The organism is Marinobacter sp. UBA2498 (genome assembly GCF_002341575.1).
GTDB lineage: Bacteria > Pseudomonadota > Gammaproteobacteria > Pseudomonadales > Oleiphilaceae > Marinobacter > Marinobacter manganoxydans.
In genome coordinates, this window is the sequence record NZ_DDOI01000013.1 from 10,621 (window position 1) to 32,572 (window position 21,952).

The window sequence follows — 21,952 nt, forward strand, 5'->3', positions numbered from 1 at the left end:
GGGCTCATCAATACACGCTTCCCGGAATGCGTGGGCCATCCGGAGAGAAAAAAGGTGGGCTCGATGCGGCATGGGTGACTCGTTAATTGCAACTTTTAACGACTAATTATATGCTCATTATATCTGCATTCAATGTTAATACGGTTAACATCATCGAAAGCCACCCGAGGTAAAGAAAAACCCAATGGAAAACCGCACTGCCCGCCTGACGTTGCTGATCGATCCCGAGAAAAAGGCCGCCTTTGAAGAACTGTGCAAGCAGGAAGATGTGACGCCATCCCAGAAAGTGCGCCAGTTCATTCGGGAATACGTGGAAGAAAGACTGGGATCGGACTGGCGCGAAGATCGTAAAAAGAAATCCTGACGGGGTTCATTACGTAAAGACTATGATGAAACCTATCGCGCCAATCCTGCTGTTTGCCACTTTGTCTGTTATGAACGGATGCACTGCCATGCCTTCATCGAAAGCCCCCGACACGCTGAATTCGGCACCGCAAACCCAGTACGATGCCCTGCTCGTAAACCCGGCAAACAAGACCGCGCTGACTCCGGAAGAACTGGCGCAGCAACTAGCCGACGTCGATGTTGTGGTTGTCGGGGAATACCACGGGCACCATGGCTCACACCTTCTGCAATCCCGGCTTCAGAGCGCCCTGTTTCGGCTGCGGCCGGAGCAGATTCTCAGCATGGAGCAGTTCAACCTGGATCGTCAGGACGAACTGAACCGTTATCTGCGGGGAGAGACGGGCGAAACCGAAATGATCGAAGACGCCGAAGCCTGGGACAATTACCGTGCCTCCTATCGTCCATTGGTGGAGTTTGCACGCCGGCACGACCTTCCGGTGATCGCGTCCAATGCGCCGGCCGACGTGGTCCGCTGCGTTGGCCGCAAGGGCCCGGGCTATCTCGACCGTATTTCAGACACCTTGAGACAGAAATTACCCGCCAAACCCTTCATGGACACCCCGGAATACCGGGAAAAGTTCATGGCGGCCATCGGTGCAAGCCACCAGGCAGACGACACCATGAGCGAGCGGATGGACAACACCTACAAGGCCCAGTTGCTCAGGGACAACGCCATGGCAACACGTATTCTTCAGGCGCGGACAGAGCACCCGGAGCACCAGGTACTGCACGTGACTGGCACCTTTCACAGTGAAAATGGCCTGGGCACCGTGGCGTTTCTGAAACAGCGCGCGCCTGAAATCTCAGTCGCCATCGTAAGCCCGGCTTTCTGGCCTTGGGACGTCAACGAAGCGCCCCTGGAGAATAATCGCGCCAAGGGTGATTTCATCTACTTTATCCAGCCTCTGCCCGACGAATTCCGGGACGCCCAGCGGGAACGTGAGGCGATGACAGCCCGCTTTCGCCGCTCGACCGACAAAAGCTGTGACTGAAACGGCCGGCTACCGGCCTGACAGGCCCGATTCCAACTCAAGTGCCTGTTCAAACACCTTCCGGTCCTCGTCGCTGAACAGCACAAACCGGACAAGGCGAACAGAGTTGAGCTCCGCCAGCGTGTCAGACACCGCCTTCATGGCCACTGCCGCCGCATCCTGCAGTGGATAGCCGAAAACCCCGGTGGAGATGGCAGGAAAAGCGATGGACGTCAGCTTATGCCGATCTGCCAGCAACAGGGCATTTCTGAAACACTCGGCCAGCAAACGGTCGGATGGCTCGTCGACCCCGTAAACCGGCCCCAGACAATGGATTACGTGTTGGTTTGGCAGCTCGTGAGCCGAGCTGATAACTGCCTGCCCCGGCCTGATCGGCGCCAGAGCCCGGCATTCCTCTGCCAGCCCCGGTCCGGCGGCGCTGTGTATGGCGCCTGCCACGCCACTCCCTGGCAACAGTTCGGCGTTGGCGGCATTGACGATCACATCCATATCCTGCTGTTCAGCAATGTTTCCTCTGATGCACTCAACTTTCACAACCGTCATGTTTCCTTCCTTTTCGCTTGGGGCGTGAAACGCTAATCTTGACCATGATCTCAGGATAGCAGCCAGACACCGGATGCTTTCCGGAACATTCCGGTGACGTAATACAGGGACACCCCATGAAACTTTTTGCCTCAGTGATTCTCGGCGTCAGTGCCATCATTTCTGCCGCCCTGATTGGCAATGGCCTGACCGATCTGCGCACCGGCGACCGCTACGTGACCGTTAAAGGTGTGGCTGAACGGGAAGTGAATGCCGATCTGGCCCTGTGGCCGATCCGCTTTGTCGCCACCGGTGCGTCCCTGAGTGAAGCCCAGGAAAGGGCCAGAAGCAGCCGGGACGCGATCATGGCGTTCCTCAAACTGCAGGCCATTGACCAGAATGCGGTCGAACTCCAGCGCCTGGATGTTACCGATACCCGGGCCAACCCCTACCAGGCCAACAACGGAGAGCAGAAGTTCATCATCAGCCAGACGCTGATGGTGCGCAGTACTGACATCGACCGGATCCGGCAGGCAGCCCAGGGTGTCAGTGAACTGGTGGACTCCGGAGTGGTGCTGTCTTCGGACTACGGCCCGCCCGGCCCGACGTACGTATTTAACGGGCTCAACGACATCAAGCCGGAGATGATTGCCGAGGCAACGGCATCGGCCCGGGAAGCTGCCGACCAGTTCGCCCAGGATGCGAAAGCGGAACTCGGGGGGCTGCGACGCGCCAATCAGGGCGTTTTCCAGATTCTGGCCCGGGATCAGGCGCCGGGCATTATGGAGCAGCAACAGCCGGTAAAAACCGTCCGGGTAGTCTCAACCGTCGAATATTACCTTCGCTAGGCCAACCGCCTACTGCGTGGCCACCATCTCATCGGTCACCTGATATTCACCCGCCAGCCAGCGCAGAATCTCGTTGGCTGCAGGGTGGTCAAAGGCATCGTAGGTGTGCTGAAGGCTCTGGCGCTTTTCATCACTGATCCGGCCCAGGCCGGCGTCCTGCAGCACCAGTAAATCCGCATGCAGCTGCGCTGCCAACTCCCTGCCCAGCACCTCGCGGGCGACATGGCGGAATGCCTGGCCGTACTGATAGGAGGGCCCCAGGCGATAGGACTCCGCCAGCGTGATAGCCGGGATGGCCGTCAGCGTTGGCTGCAGGGCCGGATTGATACCATGGCCGGCAAGGTGCGCCGCGTTGGCCGCCGGTCGCCCGGTGAAGGCTCGCAGGTGCAGATGTTGCGACATCCGGTCGCCGTCGTTGACCGGGTAGTTGTCCCAGAGCACCGGCTTGCGGCCAAGCAGGTCTCCGACACGTTTCAGATGGCCGGGTGACACTTCCCGGGAACACACTTCCTCTCCGGTCCAGAACACGTTCACCGAGTGGTCCAGCTTGCGCCCGAGCGTCTCCAGATAATCCGCCGAACGCTCCCCGAACACGCGGTCGAGAACCGGATCATCGGAATAATAGCTGGGACAGACACTCAGCTGTTTGATTGAAGTACGGTCACGGACCCAGTGCACAATGTCCGTCTGGGTACCGGCAAGGTCCGGAGTGTCTGACCGCATGTCATCGAACAGAATCGCCAGCTCATCTATCCCGATGCGCTCCAGCAGGGCGAGTTTTTCTGCCAGCGACGCCCTGGCTTCGTCGTCAAACCGGTTGAACACCTCGAACGGACTCAGGCCGACACCAAAACGAACGCCTTCGTTACGGCAAAAGCGCGAGAAATCGGCCAGCTCCGCGGCCATCGCCGGCGGGTGCGGCTGCTGCCACTTCCGACGCAGAAAAACATCCGCCTTCGGGGCATAGAGATAAAATCCGTAACCATGGGGCGCCAGGGTGCGAACCAGTTGCCGCCGCTCCTGCCAGGTCCACATGGGGCCGTAAAATCCTTCAATGATGCCGAGTGTCGTTGCCATGGCCGATTTCCGCTCCGCTGGTTCCCGGGCCCGGTTCAGGTACCCTGTAACCTCCAAGTTTGACTAGACTTACCAGTAAAGCCAACTACAACCGAACTGCCCGACAAGGAGCAACTCAATGGAAATAAAAACGTTCGAGGATCTCATCGAATGGACGAGGCAACTGCACGCGCATCTTGCAAGGTGCCTGAAAGAGTCCGCCAAGCTCAACAACGACGAGCGAGCCAGCGCCCTCCTCGACTACCTGTCCAGCCACGAAACCATTCTCGAGAAAGCCGTACGGGAATTCGAGAAACAGGCTGATCCGAAGGCTCTCAATACCCGCATGTACGACTACCTGAACCACAAACCAATTAGGGCCAGTGCTGACTCCTACACGCACTACGCGTCAATGAGCTTTCAGGATATTGCCAGGGAAATCTTCCAGTTCCACGACCAGGTGATGGATCTCTACGATTCCCTGATTGGCAAGGCAGAGATTCCCGAGGCCAAGGCCTTGCTTGAGGATCTGCTTTCCCTCGAAGAGCACGAGGCCATGCGACTGTCGAGCCAGATCAGCCGCATGGACGACATCTGATCCGCCGTACGACCAAGGTCGTACACCAAGCGGTTTTTGATTTCGTTTGTTAACGATAATTGCTAACGTGAACTAGCATTAAGAGTGATTTTCCCCAAAAGGGGAGACGCTCGACCCACAAAAAAGATAAGAGGATAGAAGAGCAATGAAGATCCGTTCTGTTCTTTCCGCGGCTGTGCTGGCTGTGGCAACAACCTTTGCCTCCTCGCAGGCGCTCGCCCAAGATACCTTCACACTCCGCCTTGCAGAAACCTGGGGGCCAAACTTCCCGATTTTCGGTGACACCACCAAGCGTTTTGCCGAAACCGTCGAGAAAATGTCTGACGGACGCCTGAAAGTCCGCATCGATTCCGCCAACAAGCACAAAGCCCCGCTGGGCGTGTTTGATATGGTCAAGGCTGGTCAGTACGACATGGGCCATTCCGCATCCTACTACTGGAAAGGCAAGGTTCCAGAGACCCTGTTCTTCACCAGTATGCCGTTTGGCATGAACGCCATGGAACAGTACGCCTGGTTCTACCACGGCGGTGGCATGGAGCTGATGCAGGAAGTCTACGAGCCGCACAACATGCTGTCGTTCCCGGGCGGTAACACCGGCGTTCAGATGGGCGGCTGGTTTCGCAAGGAAATTAACTCGCTGGAAGACCTTCAGGGTCTGAAAATGCGCATCCCTGGCTTCGCTGGTGAAGTGTTCGCAGAAGTTGGCGTTAACCCGACCAACATCGCCCCGGGCGAGCTTTACACTGCTCTGGAACGCAACACCATCGATGCTGTTGAGTGGGTAGGTCCTGCCCTGGACTTGCGTCTCGGCTTCCAGCAGATCGCCGACTACTACTATACCGGCTGGCACGAGCCTGCGACCGAACTCCAGTTCCTTGTGAACAAGCGGGTTTGGGACAAGCTGCCAGCGGACCTGCAGGAGATCATGCGTGTTGCCATGCGCACTGCGTCCTACGACATGCTGGTTCACTCCCAGCACGCCAACGCAGAAGCTTGGGCTAATATTCGCGAAGAGTACCCGAATGTCCAGATCAAGCGTTTCCCAGACGAAATCTTTGACGCCATGTACGAAGCCAACAACAAGCTGCTGAAAGAAGCAGCTGCTGAAAGCGATATGGCTGCCAAGATTATCGACTCCCAGCAGAACTATCTTGAGCAGAGCCGCGCTTACACCAACATTTCTGAGCGCGCCTACCTCAACACTATGGCCGAAGTCGAGTAAGATATAGGCTTTAACGGAGCCGGGATCGCTCTCTGAGTGATCCCGGTTTTGTCGTTTATAGCAACGGATAAAAGCGCCAGTCCGTTTGGCGGGGGATCATCAATGCGGTGGATTATCAAACTGGACGACGGGCTTGCCCGGCTGTCCATCTTCTGTGGCTGGGTTGCCTGTGTCGCGATGATACTGATGGCAGCCAACGTCTTTTACGACGTAGTGGCCCGATACGCTTTTAACAACGTTTCAATCGGCATGCAGGAAATGGAGTGGCACCTCTATTCTGTGGTGTTCCTGCTGGGTATTCCCTACGCATTGCGCACGGATGGTCATGTTCGGGTCGACGTTTTCTACACCAAATGGAGCAACAAGGCCAAGGCCTGGGTCAACCTTGTTGGCGCCTTCATTTTCGTCATTCCCTTCGCTTATCTGATCGGCATTTACGGCTACGATTTCGCCCTCGACTCTTACAGCATGGGTGAAGGTAGCGGTGATCCGGGCGGGCTGCCGCACCGATGGATTATCAAATCCGTTATCCCTGTCAGTGCCGTCTTCATCGGTATTGCCGGCCTCAATATGGCGACTTACGCCGTACGAGTGATGGCGGGGGACAAGGAGTATGAAGGTGAACACAGCGGAGGAGGCCTCGCATGATCGGTATGATTATGTTCGGTGTGGCCCTGCTGATGCTGATGCTGGGCTTCCCGGTTGCATTCACCTTCGGTGGCGTTGCGCTGTTTTTCGGAATTTTCGCCGAGGGCATGGATCTCTTTGCCTTCATGCCCTATCGCATCATGAGCGTGATGCAGAACACCGTTCTGATGGCAGTACCGCTGTTTATCTTCATGGGCGTGGTGCTCCAACGCACCAGGCTGGCGGAACAACTGCTCACCTCCATGGGCCGTCTGTTCGGTGGCCTGCCCGGTGGCCTGGCTATCTCGACGATTCTGGTCGGTGCACTGCTGGCCGCCTCTACCGGTGTTGTAGGCGCCAGCGTAGTTGCCATGGGTCTGATCTCGCTGCCGGTCATGCTGGCGCATAAATACGACAAGAGACTGGCCACCGGTACCATCTGTGCGTCCGGCACCCTCGGTCAGATCGTGCCGCCATCCATCATCCTTATTATTCTGGGCGATGTCCTTGGCCTTCCGGTTGGGGATCTGTTCAAGGCCGCGGTCTGGCCCGGCGTTGTGTTGGTGGGGCTTTACATCATCTACATCCTGGTGCTGACCAGACTGAAACCTGAAACCGCGCCGGCCATGCCGGATGAGCCAGGCGTGTCCCGTAAAAAGGAAGTCTTCAATGCGCTGTTGGCGATCATCCCGCCGCTGGCACTGATTGTGGTGGTTCTGGGCTCGATCTTCACCGGCATTGCCACGCCAACCGAGTCATCCGCTCTTGGCGGGGTTGGCGCCGTGGTTCTGGCCATCATCTACCGCCAGTTTTCCTTCAAGATGGTATGGGATGCATCCAAGGATACTGTGAAGGTGACCGCCATGGTCTTCGCGATCCTGATCGGTGCAACAGCCTTCTCCATGGTGTTCAGCTACACCGGCGGCGACTATCTGCTGGAAGAATGGTTGCTCCAGCTGCCCGGCGAAAAGTGGGGCTTCATCATTCTGGCCATGGTGGTCATTCTGGTACTGGGTTTCTTCATCGACTTCGTTGAAATCTCTTTCATCATCGTGCCGATCCTTGCCCCGGTGGCGGAAGCTATGGGCATCAACATGCTCTGGTTCGCCATCCTGATTGCCATGAACCTGCAAACGAGCTTCCTGACGCCACCGTTCGGGTTCTCGTTGTTCTACCTCAAAGGCGTCGCACCGCCGGGAGTGCGAACGACCGATATTTATAAAGGCGTACTGCCCTTCATCCTGATACAGATGTTCGTGTTGGCGCTGATTGTGATTTTCCCTGAGTGGTTTGGTATGAGCTCCTCATACTGACCCGAATAATGCCGGGCCCCTGGGCCCGGCATTTTTTTATCCGCCTATTTTCGCTCTTCGCTATCCTTCCAATAGTTTTCCTCTATTTTCAGCCAACCTGACAAAATCTCACTGTTTTCTATACTGAACGGACAACCGGCGATTCTCAGACTGGTATTCGGGAACCCTGGCGCGCGCGCATCGACAAAAACATTGATGTTGAGGTTATCAAGGGAGAGCGGAGTCCATGAACCAGAGCACTGCCCAGAAAACCCGTGACAACGGGCAAGAATCCAAAAGCCATGTTCTGACCCTGCCACTGGAAAATACCCACGTGGACCGGTCACCGCACACTTACGAGCGCTGGCTGATCGCCAAGCTCATGCGGATGGCGGGATCACCGCCGCTGCGCTTCCGGCTCTGGAACGGCGATGTGATCGAACCGGAGGGTCAACACGCGCAGTTCACCCTGCATCTGACCGACCCCAAAGCCCTTTACGCGCTGGTAACCAATCCCAACCTGGCGTTCGGAGACCTCTACAGCGCCGGTCGCCTGGAGGTGGAAGGTGACCTGCCGGACCTGATGGAAACCCTCTACCGGTCCGTTCACCAGGCGCGTCAGAAGTGGCCGAAATGGCTGGAGGCCCTGTGGCGCAACCACAACCCCCGATCCACCGGCATCCCGGAAGCCAAGGAAAACATTCACCATCACTATGATCTGGGCAACGAGTTCTATCAGCTCTGGCTGGACAGCGCCGAAATGCAGTACACCTGCGCCTACTACGAGACGCCGGATCTGAGCCTTGAACAGGCCCAGCTAGCCAAACTCGAGCACGTTTGCCGCAAACTCCGGTTAAAGCCCGGCATGACGGTGGTCGAGGCCGGCTGCGGCTGGGGTGGCCTGGCCCGCTACATGGCCCGCAATTACGGCGTGAAGGTCCACTCCTACAACATCTCCAGGGAACAACTCGCATTTGCCCGAGAAGAAGCTCGCAAGCAGGAACTCGATCATCTGGTGGAGTATATCGAGGACGATTACCGGAACATCAGCGGGCAATACGACGCCTTCGTATCCATCGGCATGCTCGAACACGTGGGCAAGGAGAATTACGAGGCCCTGTCCGAGTTGGTCAAACGCAGCCTCAAGCCTGACGGCATTGCCCTGCTGCATAGCATTGGCCGCAACCGCCCGATGCTGATGAACGCATGGATCGAGAAACGCATCTTCCCGGGTGCCTATCCGCCGAGCATCGGCGAATTCATGCAGATCTGTGAGCACGGCGATTTTTCAGTCCTGGACGTCGAGAACCTGCGCCTGCATTACGCCCAGACCCTGAGTCACTGGATGGAGCGCTTCAACCAGAACGAGGACAAGGTCACTGCCATGTACGACGGCCACTTCACCCGGGCCTGGCGCATGTATCTGGCCGGTTCCATCGCCGCCTTCCGGGCAGGTTCTCTGCAGCTGTTCCAGGTGGTCTTCAGCCATGGCGACAATAACCAACTTCCCCGGAACAGACGGGATCTTTACGACTTTCCTGCGGCACCCGAGGAGGCCTGATGGACTACTACGACCTGATCATCGTTGGGGCCGGCCCTGCCGGATCCACCCTGGCCAGCGCCCTCGAAAACAGCGGCAAAAAAGTGCTGATCATTGATAAACAGAACTTCCCCAGGGACAAAACCTGCGCAGGCTGGGTTACGCCTGCCGTGATGGAGACCCTGAACATTGACCCGGAGGAATACTCCCGCGGGCGAACCCTGCAACCCATCCGGCGGTTTCGCATCGGGATGATGGGCCAGCCGGCCGTGGAGAACGATCACGGCGACGTAGTCAGCTATGGTATTCGCCGGTGTGAATTTGACGACTACCTGCTCAGCCGCGTCAATGCTCCGAAACAGCTGGCCACGCCGGTCAAATCCATCGTTCGTAAAGACGGCAACTGGGTCGTCAATGACACCTGGGAAGCGCCTCTTATTGTCGGTGCCGGCGGTCACTTCTGCCCGGTTGCGCGATTGTTGGGGGATGGCCCCGGTGGCCATGAAACCGTTGTGGCGGCCAAAGAGGTTGAATTTGAAATGACACCGGACCAGGCTTCAGCCTGCCTGGCCCGGGGCGATACGCCCGAACTCTGGTTCTGTCGGGACCTGAAGGGCTATGCCTGGGTGTTCCGTAAAGGCAATTTCCTGAATATTGGCCTGGGCCGGGAAGACAACCACAAGCTGACAGGGCATCTGGAAGCGTTTGTTGAGGAAATGAAATCCACCGGCCGGATTCCACAAGACCTGCCCGGACGCTTCAAGGGCCACGCCTATCTGCTCTACGCCCATGCCGACAGACCCCTGGTGGACGACGGTGTGATGCTGATTGGCGACGCCGCTGGCCTCGCCTACACCCAGAGTGGCGAGGGTATCCGGCCGGCGATCGAATCCGCCCTTCTGGCAGCCGATGTGATCGGCGAGGCCACCGACTACTCAGCCTCCTCCCTGCAGATTTACGGTGATGCCATTGCCGAACGCTTCGGCACTCGCGCCTCCGAGCCAGACCAGGGCTGGCAGGTTCCTGACTGGGTCAAGATGCCTCTGGCCAGCAGCCTGATGCGCTCCCACTGGTTTACCCGCAAGGTGGTTACAGAGAAGTGGTTCCTGCACCAGGAGGTGCCACCGTTGAAAGTTGCTGTCTGAGGCGAAAAGCAAAACCCGGGAGCACCTATCATGATGCTTCCGGGTTTATTTCAGGGTCAGAACTCAGTTTGCAGTCAGTTCAATTACGTCGATGCTGTACAGCGTCGTGGTGCCGCTCACTTCGTTGCCAACCGCCAGCATTGGCTTACCGCTGGGGCTGTCATTCGCAGAAATGAACGCCAGGCCTTCCGGTCCAAGATCACCGGCCATACCCGCCTCCAGATCCGCCTGGGATACCGAAAAATCTCGATTATTCAGATATTGGACAAACTCCGGATTCTGGGGATTAGTAACGTTGTAGACCATGATGCCGCCAACTCGCTCCAATCCAATAAACGCGAAAGTCTGGCCATTGATTATGCCTACGGCCACCGCCTCCGGCTCAGGGCCCTTGTCGTCCGATCGATTGTCGAAGGAATTTTCGTCATTGTTGCCGTTGAAGTTGTCGGGGATCAGGCTAGCGGTGACTCGTTCGAATTCGCTGCCGCTGTCGAAAACACGCTGGCCTTCAGCGCTCCAGATACTGAATGAGCGTGCCCCATAGCTGTACAGGGTGTCGTATTCGCAGCTGTTTTCCACGTAGAACTTGACGTCGTCCACGTCCACATTGGTGTCACCGTTCAGGTCGCCGAGTTCAGCGGGCAGCTGTGATGGGTCGCAGCCGTTGCTGATGCCCATGGTGGAGGTGGTGTTGAGACGACCCAGGTTTTCGTCTTCCAACAGATTGGTTATGGCCGCCAGCTCACCGGCTGGGTTCAAGGTCAGGTCGCCCATGCGGAATTCTTCGGTCCAGCCATCGTAATCCCGCGAATCACCCTCGTTGGCGGTGATGTAGTAGGTTTTACCGTTGTAGCCGTAGCTTGCGATGGCGTCGGGCATGTACATGCCTTTCACTGGCCAGTTGCGAATGTTGATACCGCTGTCACGGTTGCTGGCGTCCAGTTCGTTGCCGATGATGCTGTGGTCCTTGAAGCCAAGCGGCACGATGGCCGTGATTTCACCGGCAGCGATGTCCAGTTCGGCAACGGCGTTATTTTCCTGCAGGGCCACCCAGGCTTTGGTGTTGTCGATGGATACGGCTATGTATTCCGGCTCCATGTCCTGGGCCAGTGTGGCGCCTGGGCCGAAGACCCGCAGGCCCGCGGTTACCAGGTCGGCCTGGTCAGCATTGAAACCGGTGAAATCGGCGGTGGTCACGGTGGCAGACGCTACGCCGTTGGACAGATCAATAATGCTGACTGAGCCTTCAGGATCGACGCTATAGTCGTCACTCGGCTCGCCTTCGTTGGCAACCAGCACTTTCATGCCATCACGCGTGAAGGTCACCATGTCGGGCAGCGCGCCAACCACAACTTCACCAACTTTGTTGAGGTCCGTGCTGTTGTAGAACACAACCTTGCCATTTGCCTGCTTGTTCTCGGCTTCAATGGCCACTGCCACAAGATCACCATAAACCGCGACGCTATTTGCAGCAGCACCCTCAGCTGTGGCGTCAATCGTGCTCAGTTTCACAGGCATCGCTGGATCATTGATATCGAGCACATCGATCGTACTGGCGAGGGCATTCACTACGAATAGTCGCTGATTCGAGGGGTCGTGGGCGACAATCTCGGCAGCACTCTCGTCAAAAACCTCTCCTTCCGCCTGATAGGAGCCCACCACATTCAGCTCAATGAGCGTCTGACTGGTGCCAGGTGCACCGTCTGTGCCGTCGTCGCCGTCACAGCCGGCAAGGCCGAGAACTGTTGCCAGTATGGCGGTACCAAGGAGGGATTTACGCAGTTCCATATTCGCCTCGTCTTTTAAAGTGTGTTGGTTCACGACACACGTTATTGAGGCAAGGTGACATAACTGCGTCAGACAGAAGACAATCTGATGACAAACGCATTGCAGCGACAAAAAAATGGCGACCCCGCAGGGTCGCCATTCATTCAGCGCACTCGGCTCAGTGACCGAGGTAGCTGCGATACATCCACACCGTCTTCTCTTGCTGGGAGATATAGTCGCTCATCAGGGCAACGGTACCCTCGTCGTCCGCTTCACCGGCCAGACTGAGCAGTGTCCGCTGTTTGCCGATCAGCTTGGCAAAACTTTCGACGATGTTGTCCATCGCTTCCTTGCCGTCGGAAACATCTTTTCGCTCCGGCACTTCCGAACGCTCTATGTAGGTACTGTAGGCATGAGCCGGGCGATGGCCCAGCGTCAGAACCCGCTCTGCAATCTCGTCGATCTTGAGTAGCAGATCGTCGTAGAGCTCCTCGAACTTTACATGCAGCTCAAAGAAGTTGTCGCCTTTGATGTTCCAGTGGTAGCCGCGAACATTCATATAAAAGATCTGATAGTTGGACAGCAGATCATTCAGGGAATCAGCAAGCTTTGCCGTTTTCTCGGTATCAAGACCAATGAAATTCTTACCCATAACGCTTCTCCTTCGCGGTTATATAACAGGTTTATATCTGAATATACGCCTGATCGGCGGTCGTCAGGAAGTTTAGTTTGCTAATCTCGATAATAGGAGCGATGCATGACCCTATAGAAGAAGAAATTCAGATAGCTCTAACCTATCAATCATCTCAATACATTTCATTTAACAATCATTCTCACCCGGCGTCTAATGATCACATTAAAGAACGACACCGGAGACAACCATGAGCGCGTTAAAACTATTCGTACACAACCATGGCACGAATGGCGACCAGTCGCTGATAAAGACGGTAACGTTCGCCCTCACCCATTTTACCGTCGCTTTTACCGTGGCTTACCTGCTCACTGGTGACCTGCTCATCGGAAGCCTCATAGCCATGGTGGAACCGGCCATCAACACGGTTGCCTATTTCTTCCACGAAAAGATCTGGGCGCGGCGCCAGCGAAATACAAGGGTTCCAGAGGGAACGCTGAGCGAGGCGAGGCCTCATATCTGTTGATTCCTTTTAAGGGCCGGTTCAGACACCCGGCCCGCAATCGGTGCAACCCTCCTCTGGCGCCGGTCCGATGCTGAGGTTGCGGTTCAGGTCCTTGAGTGCGGTCCTCAGACCTTCTTCGATAACCGGATGATAAAAGGGCATTTCCAGCATCTCGGTGACGGTCAGCCTTCGCTGGGCAGACCATGCGAGCAGGTGGGCAATATGCTCCGCGGCCGGGCCAAACATCTCTGCGCCCATGAACAGGCCGCTTCCATGCTCTCCATAAACTCTGAGCAGGCCCCGATTCTTGCCGATAACCCGACTGCGGCCCTGATCCTCGAAGGACACCTCTCCAACGGCGAAACAGCCGCGGCAGCGCTCATCAACCTGGTGAATCGTCAGCCCCACCGTCGCAATCTGCGGATCGGTGAAGACCACGGCCAACGGCGTGCGGCGAAGCCCGGTTCGCACATCCGGGTATGACCCGGCGTTGTCGCCCGCGATCCGGCCCTCGTCGGCTGCCTCATGCAACAGCGGCAGACTGTTATTGGCATCGCCTGCGATAAATATGTGGCTCTGGCCACAACGCAGGGTATGGGGATCAAACAGCGGCGCTCCCTTTTTATCCAGCTCAATACCGGCGTTCTGGATATCCAGCCCGTCGACGTTGGGACGACGCCCGGTAGCCGCCAGCAGGTAATCGAAGGTTTCCGTCTTTGCATCGGCGTTGCCATTCTCAAAGGTAATGGCAACGCCCTCTTCAACACGTTCAACCTTCTTTACATCCGAATCCGGATCCAGAGGAAATTCTTCATTAAACGTTTTCAGCGCGTAATTCCGGATGGTTTCATCCTGGATAGGACCAACCGAACCGCCAACCCCGAACATACGGACACGCACACCCAGCCTGCTCAGGGCCTGGCCCAACTCCAGACCAATCACCCCCGGGCCAAAGACTGCCACCGAATCGGGAAGATCCTGCCATTCGAAGATATCGTCGTTTACAACCAGCCGATCCTTGGCATCTTTCAGGAACCCGGGAACATTGGGTCGGGAGCCTGTGGCGATGATGATACGCCCCGCCTCAAGCTCGACACTGCCGTCGACGACCAGACGATTCGGGCTGGCAAACCGGGCGTGGCCTTCCATTCGATGCGCATCCGGAAACTTCTCGACCGAATCAATCACCGAAGCAACAAAGCGGTCCCGTTCGCTTCGCACCCTTTCCATCACCCGCTTTCCGTCGATCCTGATATCCCCGGCAGACACGCCGAAAAGCTCACCAAGCTGCATCTGATGAGCGTTATCAGCGGCCGCGATCAACAACTTGCTCGGCATACACCCGACTCTGGCGCAGGTGGTTCCATAATGGCCGCCTTCGATCAGCACAACCTTGTCGGTTAGTTTGCGCACGCGCTGGTAAGCCACCATACCGGCGGTTCCAGCTCCGATAATGGCAACGTCTACGGTTCGCTTTTCCATACAAGGGTCTCCTGACAGGCATTCCCGGAATCGGGAACAGGGAAGATTGGGACGGCTGTGCCCCCAGTATAGAAGCCGTGACAAGTTTCACCCACACGATGAAAAACGCACCGATTCCGCCTATGCTGTCAGACTTTTCAGGCAACGGACGTCTCAACGGAGGAATTGGGAAGATGCAGAGTTACTGGCCGGAATTTCTGACGGTAGCCTTTGTCCACCTGCTGGCAGTGGCCAGTCCCGGGCCGGACTTTGCCGTGATGCTCAGACAGGCTCTGTGCCAGACCCGGCGAAACGCGCTGCTAAGCGCCATTGGTATCGGCGGGGGCATTCTGGTGCATGTGTGTTATTCACTGCTGGGCATTGGCCTGCTGATCCAGCAATCGATCGTGCTCTTCAATGTTCTCAAGGTGCTGGGGGCACTTTACCTTGCCTGGATTGCCGTCCAGTGCCTGCGGGCAAGGGCCGGCGGCATTCATGTGGAACAGGATCCGACGGGTGGACAGTCCGGTATCGCAGCCCTGCGATTGGGCTTTCTGACCAACGCGTTGAACCCCAAGGCAACGCTGTTCTTTGTGTCCCTTTTCTCTGTTGTGATCAGCCCAGGCACACCCATTGTGCTCCAGGCCGGCTATGGCATTTACATGGCCCTGGCCACGGCACTCTGGTTCGCCATGGTTGCCATTTTCTTTACCCTGCCCCGCGTCCGCCGCGGGTTTAACCGGTTCGGGCACTGGCTCGACCGGCTGATGGGCGGCGTTCTCCTGTTGCTGGCCGGACAGCTACTGCTGTCTACAGTGAGCGGATCAGAGCCTCCGTCTGCGCCCATCCAAGACACGGATCGGTGATCGAACAGCCGTAGCGCAGATCTTCGCCGTCGTCCTGACGCCCCGGCTCCAGGAAGCTTTCCAGCATCAGACCCCGGATATGGTGGTTACCGGCGCGGCGCTGCGCCATCACGTCCTGGGCAATATCCAGCTGTCGTTCTGACTGCTTGCAGGCGTTGTCGTGACTGCAGTCCACCATGACGGCTGTGGACAATCCCGCCTCTGCCAGGGCGCCCACGGCCTGCTCAATGCTGGCCGCATCGTAATTGGTGATACCGCGGCCACCGCGCAACACCAGATGGGTGTCGGGGTTGCCCCGGGTGGTAATCATCACCGGCGCGCCTGTTGCCGAAACCCCAAGATGATGATGGGGATGGGACGCCGACTTCATGGCATTGGTAGCGACAGCGATACCACCATCGGTGCCATTCTTGAAGCCGGTCGGCATGGGTAGCCCACTGACTATCTCCCGATGCACCTGCGACTCGGTGGTTCGGGCACCAATAGCCGTCCAGCTCACCAGATCGCCCAAGTAATCCATTGCGAACGGGCTCAGGGCTTCGGTGGCCAGCGGCAGCCCCATGGCCGCCAGGTTCAGCAACAAGCGACGGGAACGAAGCAGCCCCTCATTCAGATCGCCTGCACCCGTGCGCTCCGGATCGTACAACAGCCCTTTCCAACCCACCGTGGTCCGAGGCTTTTCCAGGTAGGCCCGCATAACGATAAGGAAGCGATCACTGACTTCATCCGCCAGGGCTTTCAGCTTTTCCCCGTATTCGAGTGCGGCCACCTCATCGTGGATGGAGCAGGGCCCCATGACGATCAGCGTTCTCGTGTCGCTGCCCTGCAGAATCCGCCGGATTGCCTGCCGGTGTTCATCGACCTGCCGGACAATGTCGTCGCTGGCCGGCATCTGAAGTTTGAGCTCCGCCGGCGTTGGCAGAACCACTTCTTCCCGGTGGGTGGCCGGTGATCCGACTACCTGGTGTGTCAGTTCAGTGTTCAAGGACATATTCATGTCAGTGCTTCCGTTTCCCTGCGTCAGAATCAAAAAAGCCCCGGCTGGTGGGCTACCAGTCGGGGCTTTTCGAGTCCGGTGGCAGCCTGGGTTTTCTGCCGGGCTGCCTTCCTCGTTATTCGTTCGATGAAGATCCTATGGGCGGCCCCGGCTCTGGCTAAAATAAAAGCCATAACCAAACCACCAGAAAAACACAGCAGCGACTGCAGCCGCCGGCTTGGCGCCGAAAGCTTGCAAAACATTCAATTGACAGGTCGCGTGTGTCGTCTTCATGCTTTTCAATATATACCCACGGTTTTCACCTTGGCAACCCGCATGCCGGAGTTTTTTCACCACCGACATCAGGGTTGGGAGCAATCAATGGTCTATTTTGTCCGACGATATCCTCTGCAGCTGGCCCTGGCGTTCTTGCTTGGGCTGATCTCCAGCCAGATTCTGGCCCAGGCCGAGTCCCGCACCTACCAGCTCAACAACAGGCCGGGCGACGATGTGGCGGTGCAGATCCGCGAGCTCTATCAGGGCTCGCCCGTAACCGTGACTGCAAGGGGGCAACAACTGGTGGTGCGCGGCGAACCGCCCTTGCTGGAGGAAATCGGACGGCTTGTCGAAACGCTGGATGTAGCGCCAGTCCAGGTTCGGATCACCGTTCGCTCCAGAACCGACAGCGGCGGCAAGCGCTCAGGTGCCGGCATCTCCGCGTCCAACGGGCAGGCAGGAATATCCGCAGAGCGTCGCGTTACCAGTACCGGCAGCGCTCAGGAACGATCAGTGATCATGCAGGATGGCCAGTCGGCACACATCACCTCGGGCCAGGTCCGGACAATCCCCGTCGCTGTTCGTGGTGGCCGAAATCCTGCTGCCTTTCTACAGCAGGTCGAAACGCGCAGTGGCTTTCTGGTCAGCCCCCAGGTTATTTCTGATCAGGCGGTCGAACTGAGCATTGTTTCCTTCGAGGAAGAACCGGCAAACCTGAACGGCTACGAAACGGAGGCTGTAGTCACCATCCGGCGTGTGGAGCCGGGACAGTGGGTAACACTGGGAAGCACCGCAACCCGATCAACCCAGGAGCGCAGTGGCATTACCTATCAGGTGAACAGCAGTCGGTCCGAGAACCAGAGTTTTGAAGTGCGGGTCGACGTTTTGCCCTGATATCAGGCGTGGCGCTTGCCCAGCAGGACCTGCTTGGCTTCGTTCAGTTTGGCCGCCAGGTAGTCGTTCCCGCCGCGATCCGGGTGCAGTTTCTGCATGAGCCGGCGGTGGGCCATCACGATGTCCTCCTCGGCACAACCGGCTTTCACGCCGAGGATATCGCAGGCTTCGCGCTCTGACATCTGGCCGACCAGATCAGCGCCCGGACCAGCGTGATCGTTCCCCTGCGCATGCCCGTCTTCCCGCTGTTTCGACCCCATGAACCGGTTGATTTCAGGGGCAAACTTCAACAAGGCGGGGAGTTTGCGCAACAGCGGAATAACGGCCGCCACCGCCGCTGTAAGCACATGGATCCGGCCCGTTAGCACCATAAACACCAGCAGTGCGCCGCCCACGACCAGGATAACTTTCCAGGTGGCCGCCTTCTTCTTTTCGGCGGACAACGCACCCCATTGTTTCAGAATCACAAACACGGCGGCTGCCAACGCGATTCCCAGAATCCACTGCATTGTTGATCCTCACCCTGAATACCGTCGTAATTCTGTCACTGTCGCCTGTTACATTACCAGTGCCCTGCGCGGAAAACCCCCCGCCAAGAAAACGACCATGATATCTGTCAAATCTGACCAATCCGAAGTCTAGATAGAAATACTTACAACCCGGTGACATTAGCGACCCTGTTTTGTAGGATGCTATGCTTCCCAAAATCTGACACAGATCCTCAGGACCCGAATCATGCGCACTGCTTCCCGCTTTCTGATCGTCATTATATTTCTCGGCGTAGTGCTCGGAGGCATCTTCGGCTACAAATTCTACCAGTTTGGCCAGATGCAAGAGCAGATGTCCCAGCCCCAACCGCCGGCGCAGATTTCCGCCGTTGAGGCTCAGAACGAAGCCTGGACACCGGCCATCAAGGCCGTGGGCAGTGTTGAAGCCATTAACGGCATCCGGGTTGCCAATGAGGTACCCGGTGTGATTGAGGCCATCAATTTCGAATCCGGCGACGTGGTCAAACAGGGCGATGTATTGATCCGCATTGACGCCGCCATTGATGAGGCTGCCCTTCGCACTCGCCGTGCCGAGGCGCAACTGGCCGAGCAGGAATTCAAACGGGTATCCGACCTGTTACCCAAGCGCGCAGTGTCGCAGTCCCAATACGATGAAGCCAAGGCCAATTTCGACGCCGCCCGCGCGCGGGTCAATGAAGCCGAGGCCCAGTTGAGCAAGAAAATTATCCGCGCGCCCTTCGATGGCACGCTCGGTATCCGGATGGTCGACCAGGGCGAATACATTGCCACCGGCACCCCAATTGTCGAGATCAACATGCTGGATCCGATTTATGTCGACTATACCCTGTCCGAGAAAAACCTGCCGAACGTAGCAACAGGCTATCCGGTGGTCGCCACCGTCGCAGCTGTTCCGGAGCAGGATTTCGAGGGTTCCGTCAGCGCAATCAACACCTCGGTTAACCCGGAGACCCGGACTGTCCGGGTTCGCGCCACGCTGTCTAACCCGGACAACCTCTTACGCCCTGGCATGTTTGCCACCGTATTGACGCAGCAACCGGAAGACAACGAGGTAGTCACGGTGCCGCGCACCGCCATCTCCTACAACACTTACGGCGACTTTGTGTTTGTCGTTGAAGAGAATGACGACGGGAATCTGGTGGTTAATCGTCGCACGGTAACCACCGGCGAAACCCGCAACACCCGCGTAGCCGTTCTGTCCGGGCTGGAAGCTGGTGAAACCGTTGTAGAGAAGGGGTTGCTGCGCCTGCGCGCAGGTCAGAAAGTTGCCATTCAGGACGAAGAGCAGAAGCAGGGGGCGTCTGAGTAATGCGCTTCACCGACATTTTTATCCACCGTCCCGTACTGGCGACGGTGGTCAGCCTGCTGATTCTGCTTCTGGGCGCCCGCGCGGCCATGGAAATGGAAATCCGGCAGTACCCTGAGCTTGAAAGCACCACGGTGACCGTGACAACGGCCTACCCCGGTGCCAGCTCCGACCTGATCAAAGGCTTTATTACCACGCCGCTGCAGCAGGCCATTGCCGAGGCGAGTGGCATTGACTATCTCACATCCACAAGCTCGCAGGGCACTTCCACCATTGAAGCCAAAATGGTGCTGAACTATGACGCCAACGCAGCCCTTGCTGAAATCCAGGCGAAGGTGGCGAGCCAGCGCAACGTTCTGCCGGCGGAGGCCCAGGACCCGGTCATCACCTCCACCACCGGTGACTCAACCGCCCTGATGTATATCGCCTTCTACAGTAACGAGCTGGCGGTGCCCGAGATCACCGACTACCTGACCCGCGTTGTCCAGCCCCGACTGCAGGCGCTTTCCGGTGTCGGCAAGGCCGAACTGCTGGGGCGTAAATTTGCCCTTCGGGTTTGGCTGGATCCGGAGCGCCTGGCGGCCGTCGACATGACACCGCAGGAGGTAGTCGCAAAGCTCCGCGCCAACAACTACCAGGCTGCCGTAGGTAACACCAAGGGCACCTACACCGAAATCAGCATGACCAGCGACACCGACGTCGCTGATCCGGATGCGTTCCGCAACCTGGTCGTCAAACAGTCCGAAGGCACCCAGATCCGACTGCAGGACATCGCCCGAGTCGAACTGGGCTCGGAGACCTACGATCAACTGGCTCTTTACAAGGGACAGCCTGCCACTTACGTGGCGATTGAACTGGCCCCCGGAGCCAACCCGCTGACCGTCGCCGGCCTGGTGAAGGACGAGCTGCCGGACATCGAAAGCCAACTACCTTCGGGCCTGGATGTTCGCCTGGCTTACGACGCCTCAGACTTTATCGAAGACTCCATCAACGAGGTTATCCAGACACTGCTGGAAGCCATGATCATCGTTCTCGTGGTGGTGTTCCTCTGCCTTGGCTCCATCCGGGCGTCTATCGTGCCATCAGTCGCGGTTCCCCTTTCACTGGTTGGGGGCGCGTTCATCATGCTGATGTTCGGCTTCTCCCTGAACCTGTTGACCCTGCTCTCCATGGTGCTGGCCATCGGTCTGGTCGTGGACGATGCGATCATCATGGTCGAAAACGTGCACCGTCACATTGAGCAGGGTGAATCCCGTTTTGATGCAGCCATAAACGGCGCCCGGGAAATGGCGGTTCCGATTATTGCCATGACGACCACCCTCGTAGCAGTCTACGCGCCCATCGGTTTCATGGGAGGACTGGTCGGATCTCTGTTTACCGAGTTTGCATTCACGCTGGCCGGTACGGTGGTTATTTCCGGGATCGTCGCCCTGACGCTCTCTCCGATGTTGTCGGGTATGGTGCTGAAGCCCCATGGCAACCCGGGTAAGTTCGAAAACCTGGTAGAACGCTCTTTCAACGGACTCTCTGCCAGTTACAAAGCTGCCCTTTCGTCCCTGATGCAGACCAAGTCCGTGGTGATCTTTTTCGCCCTGGTGGTGCTCGGCTCCATCTACTTCATGGTCAGCATGAGCGAAAACGAACTGGCGCCCACTGAGGACCAGGGCATTCTGTTCTACCAGGGACTGGGCCCACAGACTTCCACCCTCGATTATCTCACCGAGCACGGTGATGAAGTTCAGAACCGCATGGAGACGGTCCCCGGCTACAACGAGGACTTCATGATCATTGGCATCACCGGCCCCAACGCGGTGTTTGGCGGCTTCAAGCTGGCGCCCTGGAGCGAGCGCGACATCACGCAGTTCGAAGCACAACCGATGCTGGATGCCGAGCTCAAGAAGGTGACCGGCCTCCAAACCGCAGTGTTCCCTCGCCCTTCTCTGCCAGGATCGGGTGGAGGCCTGCCTTTCCAGTTCGTGATTACCACTGGCAGCAGCTATGAACAGTTGAACGAGGTCGCTGATGAAATGCTGGGCAAAGCGATGGGCAGCGGCAACTTCATGTTCCTGCAGAAGTCCATCAACTTTGATCGTCCTGTCACGCGCATCAACGTCGATCGGGATCGGGTAGCTGACCTTGGCCTGTCCATGCAGGACGTCGGCCAGAGCCTGTCGAGCATGCTTGGCGGTGGCTACATTAACCGTTTCAGCATGGAAGGACGTTCCTACCAGGTCATACCACAGGTTGACCAGGAGTTCCGTCTGGATGCCCAGGCCCTCAATGAATACTACATTCGAGCGGACAACGGCGAACTGGTGCCTCTGGGCAGCGTAGTCAGCTTTACCCGGGATGTTGAACCGTCCAACCGGACCCAGTTCAACCAGCAGAACTCGCTGACCCTTCAAGGTGTGGTTATGCCCGGGGTGGCCGCTGGCACTGCCATGGATTTCATGGAGCAGACCGCCGCCGAAGTTTTCCCGCAGGGTTACACCTACG

General features: G+C 57.5%; 21 protein-coding genes. 14 read left to right on the top strand and 7 right to left on the bottom strand.

The features are described from left to right. Positions 1-184: 184 nt before the first annotated feature. Together B2W52_RS01385 and B2W52_RS01390 are read left to right on the top strand one after the other, a co-directional pair. A complete protein-coding gene (locus tag B2W52_RS01385) occupies positions 185-364 on the top strand; it encodes a hypothetical protein (RefSeq protein ID WP_008173301.1) in 180 nt (59 codons plus the stop codon). An 88-nt stretch (positions 365-452) separates the two neighbouring features. Next, the gene (locus B2W52_RS01390) at positions 453-1,397 is read left to right on the top strand and encodes a ChaN family lipoprotein (protein ID WP_104270826.1); all 945 of its coding nucleotides are present in this window, start codon (positions 453-455) and stop codon (positions 1,395-1,397) included. A 9-nt stretch (positions 1,398-1,406) separates the two neighbouring features. On the opposite strand, the gene B2W52_RS01395 is transcribed toward B2W52_RS01390, so the two are convergent. Next, positions 1,407-1,940, bottom strand: coding sequence for a macro domain-containing protein (locus tag B2W52_RS01395; RefSeq protein ID WP_008173304.1), 534 nt, complete (start codon positions 1,938-1,940; stop codon positions 1,407-1,409). Between the two features lie 116 nt (positions 1,941-2,056). Between B2W52_RS01395 and B2W52_RS01400 the strand changes: the two genes are divergently transcribed. Continuing rightward, positions 2,057-2,767, top strand: coding sequence for an SIMPL domain-containing protein (locus B2W52_RS01400; RefSeq protein WP_273069965.1), 711 nt, complete (start codon positions 2,057-2,059; stop codon positions 2,765-2,767). A gap of 9 nt (positions 2,768-2,776) precedes the next feature. On the opposite strand, the gene B2W52_RS01405 is transcribed toward B2W52_RS01400, so the two are convergent. Beyond that, positions 2,777-3,844: a beta-N-acetylglucosaminidase domain-containing protein gene (locus tag B2W52_RS01405; RefSeq protein ID WP_273069963.1), complete on the bottom strand. Its 1,068-nt coding sequence runs from the start codon at positions 3,842-3,844 to the stop codon at positions 2,777-2,779. Positions 3,845-3,962: 118 nt separating this feature from the next. Here B2W52_RS01405 and B2W52_RS01410 point away from each other — a divergent pair, with 118 nt between their 5' ends. The 6 genes from B2W52_RS01410 to B2W52_RS01435 all read left to right on the top strand — a co-directional run bounded on the left by B2W52_RS01410 (position 3,963) and on the right by B2W52_RS01435 (position 10,247). Continuing rightward, the gene (locus tag B2W52_RS01410; RefSeq protein WP_008173312.1) at positions 3,963-4,421 is read left to right on the top strand and encodes a hypothetical protein; all 459 of its coding nucleotides are present in this window, start codon (positions 3,963-3,965) and stop codon (positions 4,419-4,421) included. 145 nt (positions 4,422-4,566) lie between these two features. Beyond that, positions 4,567-5,643, top strand: coding sequence for a TRAP transporter substrate-binding protein (locus B2W52_RS01415; RefSeq protein WP_008173314.1), 1,077 nt, complete (start codon positions 4,567-4,569; stop codon positions 5,641-5,643). 102 nt (positions 5,644-5,745) lie between these two features. After that, on the top strand, positions 5,746-6,291 hold the full coding sequence (locus B2W52_RS01420) for a TRAP transporter small permease subunit (protein ID WP_008173316.1): 546 nt from the start codon (positions 5,746-5,748) through the stop codon (positions 6,289-6,291). Next, entirely contained in the window at positions 6,288-7,583 is a 1,296-nt protein-coding gene (locus tag B2W52_RS01425) for a TRAP transporter large permease (RefSeq protein ID WP_053113144.1), read from the top strand. Before B2W52_RS01420 ends, B2W52_RS01425 begins: the two co-directional genes overlap by 4 nt. 226 nt (positions 7,584-7,809) lie before the next feature. After that, the gene (locus B2W52_RS01430; protein WP_273069961.1) at positions 7,810-9,123 is read left to right on the top strand and encodes an SAM-dependent methyltransferase; all 1,314 of its coding nucleotides are present in this window, start codon (positions 7,810-7,812) and stop codon (positions 9,121-9,123) included. After that, the gene (locus B2W52_RS01435; protein ID WP_014578455.1) at positions 9,123-10,247 is read left to right on the top strand and encodes an NAD(P)/FAD-dependent oxidoreductase; all 1,125 of its coding nucleotides are present in this window, start codon (positions 9,123-9,125) and stop codon (positions 10,245-10,247) included. The genes B2W52_RS01430 and B2W52_RS01435 overlap by 1 nt, the downstream gene beginning before the upstream one ends. Positions 10,248-10,310: 63 nt before the next feature. Here the strand turns inward: B2W52_RS01435 and B2W52_RS01440 are convergent, their stop codons facing one another. Then, positions 10,311-12,035 carry a choice-of-anchor I family protein gene (locus tag B2W52_RS01440; protein WP_273069958.1) on the bottom strand — a complete coding sequence of 575 codons (1,725 nt, stop codon included), beginning with the start codon at positions 12,033-12,035 and terminating at the stop codon, positions 10,311-10,313. A gap of 157 nt (positions 12,036-12,192) precedes the next feature. Continuing rightward, positions 12,193-12,666: a Dps family protein gene (locus B2W52_RS01445; protein ID WP_014578457.1), complete on the bottom strand. Its 474-nt coding sequence runs from the start codon at positions 12,664-12,666 to the stop codon at positions 12,193-12,195. 229 nt (positions 12,667-12,895) lie between these two features. Here B2W52_RS01445 and B2W52_RS01450 point away from each other — a divergent pair, with 229 nt between their 5' ends. After that, positions 12,896-13,171, top strand: coding sequence for a DUF2061 domain-containing protein (locus B2W52_RS01450; protein WP_202945859.1), 276 nt, complete (start codon positions 12,896-12,898; stop codon positions 13,169-13,171). 18 nt (positions 13,172-13,189) lie between these two features. Here B2W52_RS01450 and B2W52_RS01455 read toward each other — a convergent pair whose 3' ends face one another. Beyond that, entirely contained in the window at positions 13,190-14,632 is a 1,443-nt protein-coding gene (locus B2W52_RS01455; protein WP_273069955.1) for a dihydrolipoyl dehydrogenase, read from the bottom strand. 173 nt (positions 14,633-14,805) lie between these two features. On the opposite strand from B2W52_RS01455, the gene B2W52_RS01460 reads away from it, so the two are divergent. Beyond that, the gene (locus B2W52_RS01460) at positions 14,806-15,477 is read left to right on the top strand and encodes a LysE family translocator (RefSeq protein WP_053113149.1); all 672 of its coding nucleotides are present in this window, start codon (positions 14,806-14,808) and stop codon (positions 15,475-15,477) included. Here B2W52_RS01460 and B2W52_RS01465 read toward each other — a convergent pair. After that, entirely contained in the window at positions 15,422-16,474 is a 1,053-nt protein-coding gene (locus tag B2W52_RS01465; protein WP_053113150.1) for a 3-deoxy-7-phosphoheptulonate synthase, read from the bottom strand. The two genes, B2W52_RS01460 and B2W52_RS01465, sit on opposite strands and share 56 nt — an antisense overlap. 360 nt (positions 16,475-16,834) lie before the next feature. On the opposite strand from B2W52_RS01465, the gene B2W52_RS01470 reads away from it, so the two are divergent. Continuing rightward, on the top strand, positions 16,835-17,623 hold the full coding sequence (locus tag B2W52_RS01470; protein WP_053113151.1) for a secretin N-terminal domain-containing protein: 789 nt from the start codon (positions 16,835-16,837) through the stop codon (positions 17,621-17,623). Between the two features lie 2 nt (positions 17,624-17,625). Here the strand turns inward: B2W52_RS01470 and B2W52_RS01475 are convergent, their stop codons facing one another. After that, entirely contained in the window at positions 17,626-18,132 is a 507-nt protein-coding gene (locus tag B2W52_RS01475) for a J domain-containing protein (RefSeq protein WP_008173338.1), read from the bottom strand. Between the two features lie 226 nt (positions 18,133-18,358). Here B2W52_RS01475 and B2W52_RS01480 point away from each other — a divergent pair, with 226 nt between their 5' ends. Together B2W52_RS01480 and B2W52_RS01485 are read left to right on the top strand one after the other, a co-directional pair. Continuing rightward, on the top strand, positions 18,359-19,459 hold the full coding sequence (locus B2W52_RS01480) for an efflux RND transporter periplasmic adaptor subunit (protein WP_008173339.1): 1,101 nt from the start codon (positions 18,359-18,361) through the stop codon (positions 19,457-19,459). Next, on the top strand, positions 19,459-21,952 hold a 2,494-nt coding region (locus B2W52_RS01485; protein ID WP_286801049.1), incomplete at its 3' end, for an efflux RND transporter permease subunit. The genes B2W52_RS01480 and B2W52_RS01485, both read left to right, overlap by 1 nt.

Coding starts and splice junctions, on each gene's coding strand:
- B2W52_RS01385 (WP_008173301.1), top strand. CDS start 185: ATGGAAAACCGCACTGCCCGCCTGACGTTGCTGATCGATCCCGAGAAA.
- B2W52_RS01390 (WP_104270826.1), top strand. CDS start 453: ATGCCTTCATCGAAAGCCCCCGACACGCTGAATTCGGCACCGCAAACC.
- B2W52_RS01395 (WP_008173304.1), bottom strand. CDS start 1,940: ATGACGGTTGTGAAAGTTGAGTGCATCAGAGGAAACATTGCTGAACAG.
- B2W52_RS01400 (WP_273069965.1), top strand. CDS start 2,057: ATGAAACTTTTTGCCTCAGTGATTCTCGGCGTCAGTGCCATCATTTCT.
- B2W52_RS01405 (WP_273069963.1), bottom strand. CDS start 3,844: ATGGCAACGACACTCGGCATCATTGAAGGATTTTACGGCCCCATGTGG.
- B2W52_RS01410 (WP_008173312.1), top strand. CDS start 3,963: ATGGAAATAAAAACGTTCGAGGATCTCATCGAATGGACGAGGCAACTG.
- B2W52_RS01415 (WP_008173314.1), top strand. CDS start 4,567: ATGAAGATCCGTTCTGTTCTTTCCGCGGCTGTGCTGGCTGTGGCAACA.
- B2W52_RS01420 (WP_008173316.1), top strand. CDS start 5,746: ATGCGGTGGATTATCAAACTGGACGACGGGCTTGCCCGGCTGTCCATC.
- B2W52_RS01425 (WP_053113144.1), top strand. CDS start 6,288: ATGATCGGTATGATTATGTTCGGTGTGGCCCTGCTGATGCTGATGCTG.
- B2W52_RS01430 (WP_273069961.1), top strand. CDS start 7,810: ATGAACCAGAGCACTGCCCAGAAAACCCGTGACAACGGGCAAGAATCC.
- B2W52_RS01435 (WP_014578455.1), top strand. CDS start 9,123: ATGGACTACTACGACCTGATCATCGTTGGGGCCGGCCCTGCCGGATCC.
- B2W52_RS01440 (WP_273069958.1), bottom strand. CDS start 12,035: ATGGAACTGCGTAAATCCCTCCTTGGTACCGCCATACTGGCAACAGTT.
- B2W52_RS01445 (WP_014578457.1), bottom strand. CDS start 12,666: ATGGGTAAGAATTTCATTGGTCTTGATACCGAGAAAACGGCAAAGCTT.
- B2W52_RS01450 (WP_202945859.1), top strand. CDS start 12,896: ATGAGCGCGTTAAAACTATTCGTACACAACCATGGCACGAATGGCGAC.
- B2W52_RS01455 (WP_273069955.1), bottom strand. CDS start 14,632: ATGGAAAAGCGAACCGTAGACGTTGCCATTATCGGAGCTGGAACCGCC.
- B2W52_RS01460 (WP_053113149.1), top strand. CDS start 14,806: ATGCAGAGTTACTGGCCGGAATTTCTGACGGTAGCCTTTGTCCACCTG.
- B2W52_RS01465 (WP_053113150.1), bottom strand. CDS start 16,474: ATGAATATGTCCTTGAACACTGAACTGACACACCAGGTAGTCGGATCA.
- B2W52_RS01470 (WP_053113151.1), top strand. CDS start 16,835: ATGGTCTATTTTGTCCGACGATATCCTCTGCAGCTGGCCCTGGCGTTC.
- B2W52_RS01475 (WP_008173338.1), bottom strand. CDS start 18,132: ATGCAGTGGATTCTGGGAATCGCGTTGGCAGCCGCCGTGTTTGTGATT.
- B2W52_RS01480 (WP_008173339.1), top strand. CDS start 18,359: ATGCGCACTGCTTCCCGCTTTCTGATCGTCATTATATTTCTCGGCGTA.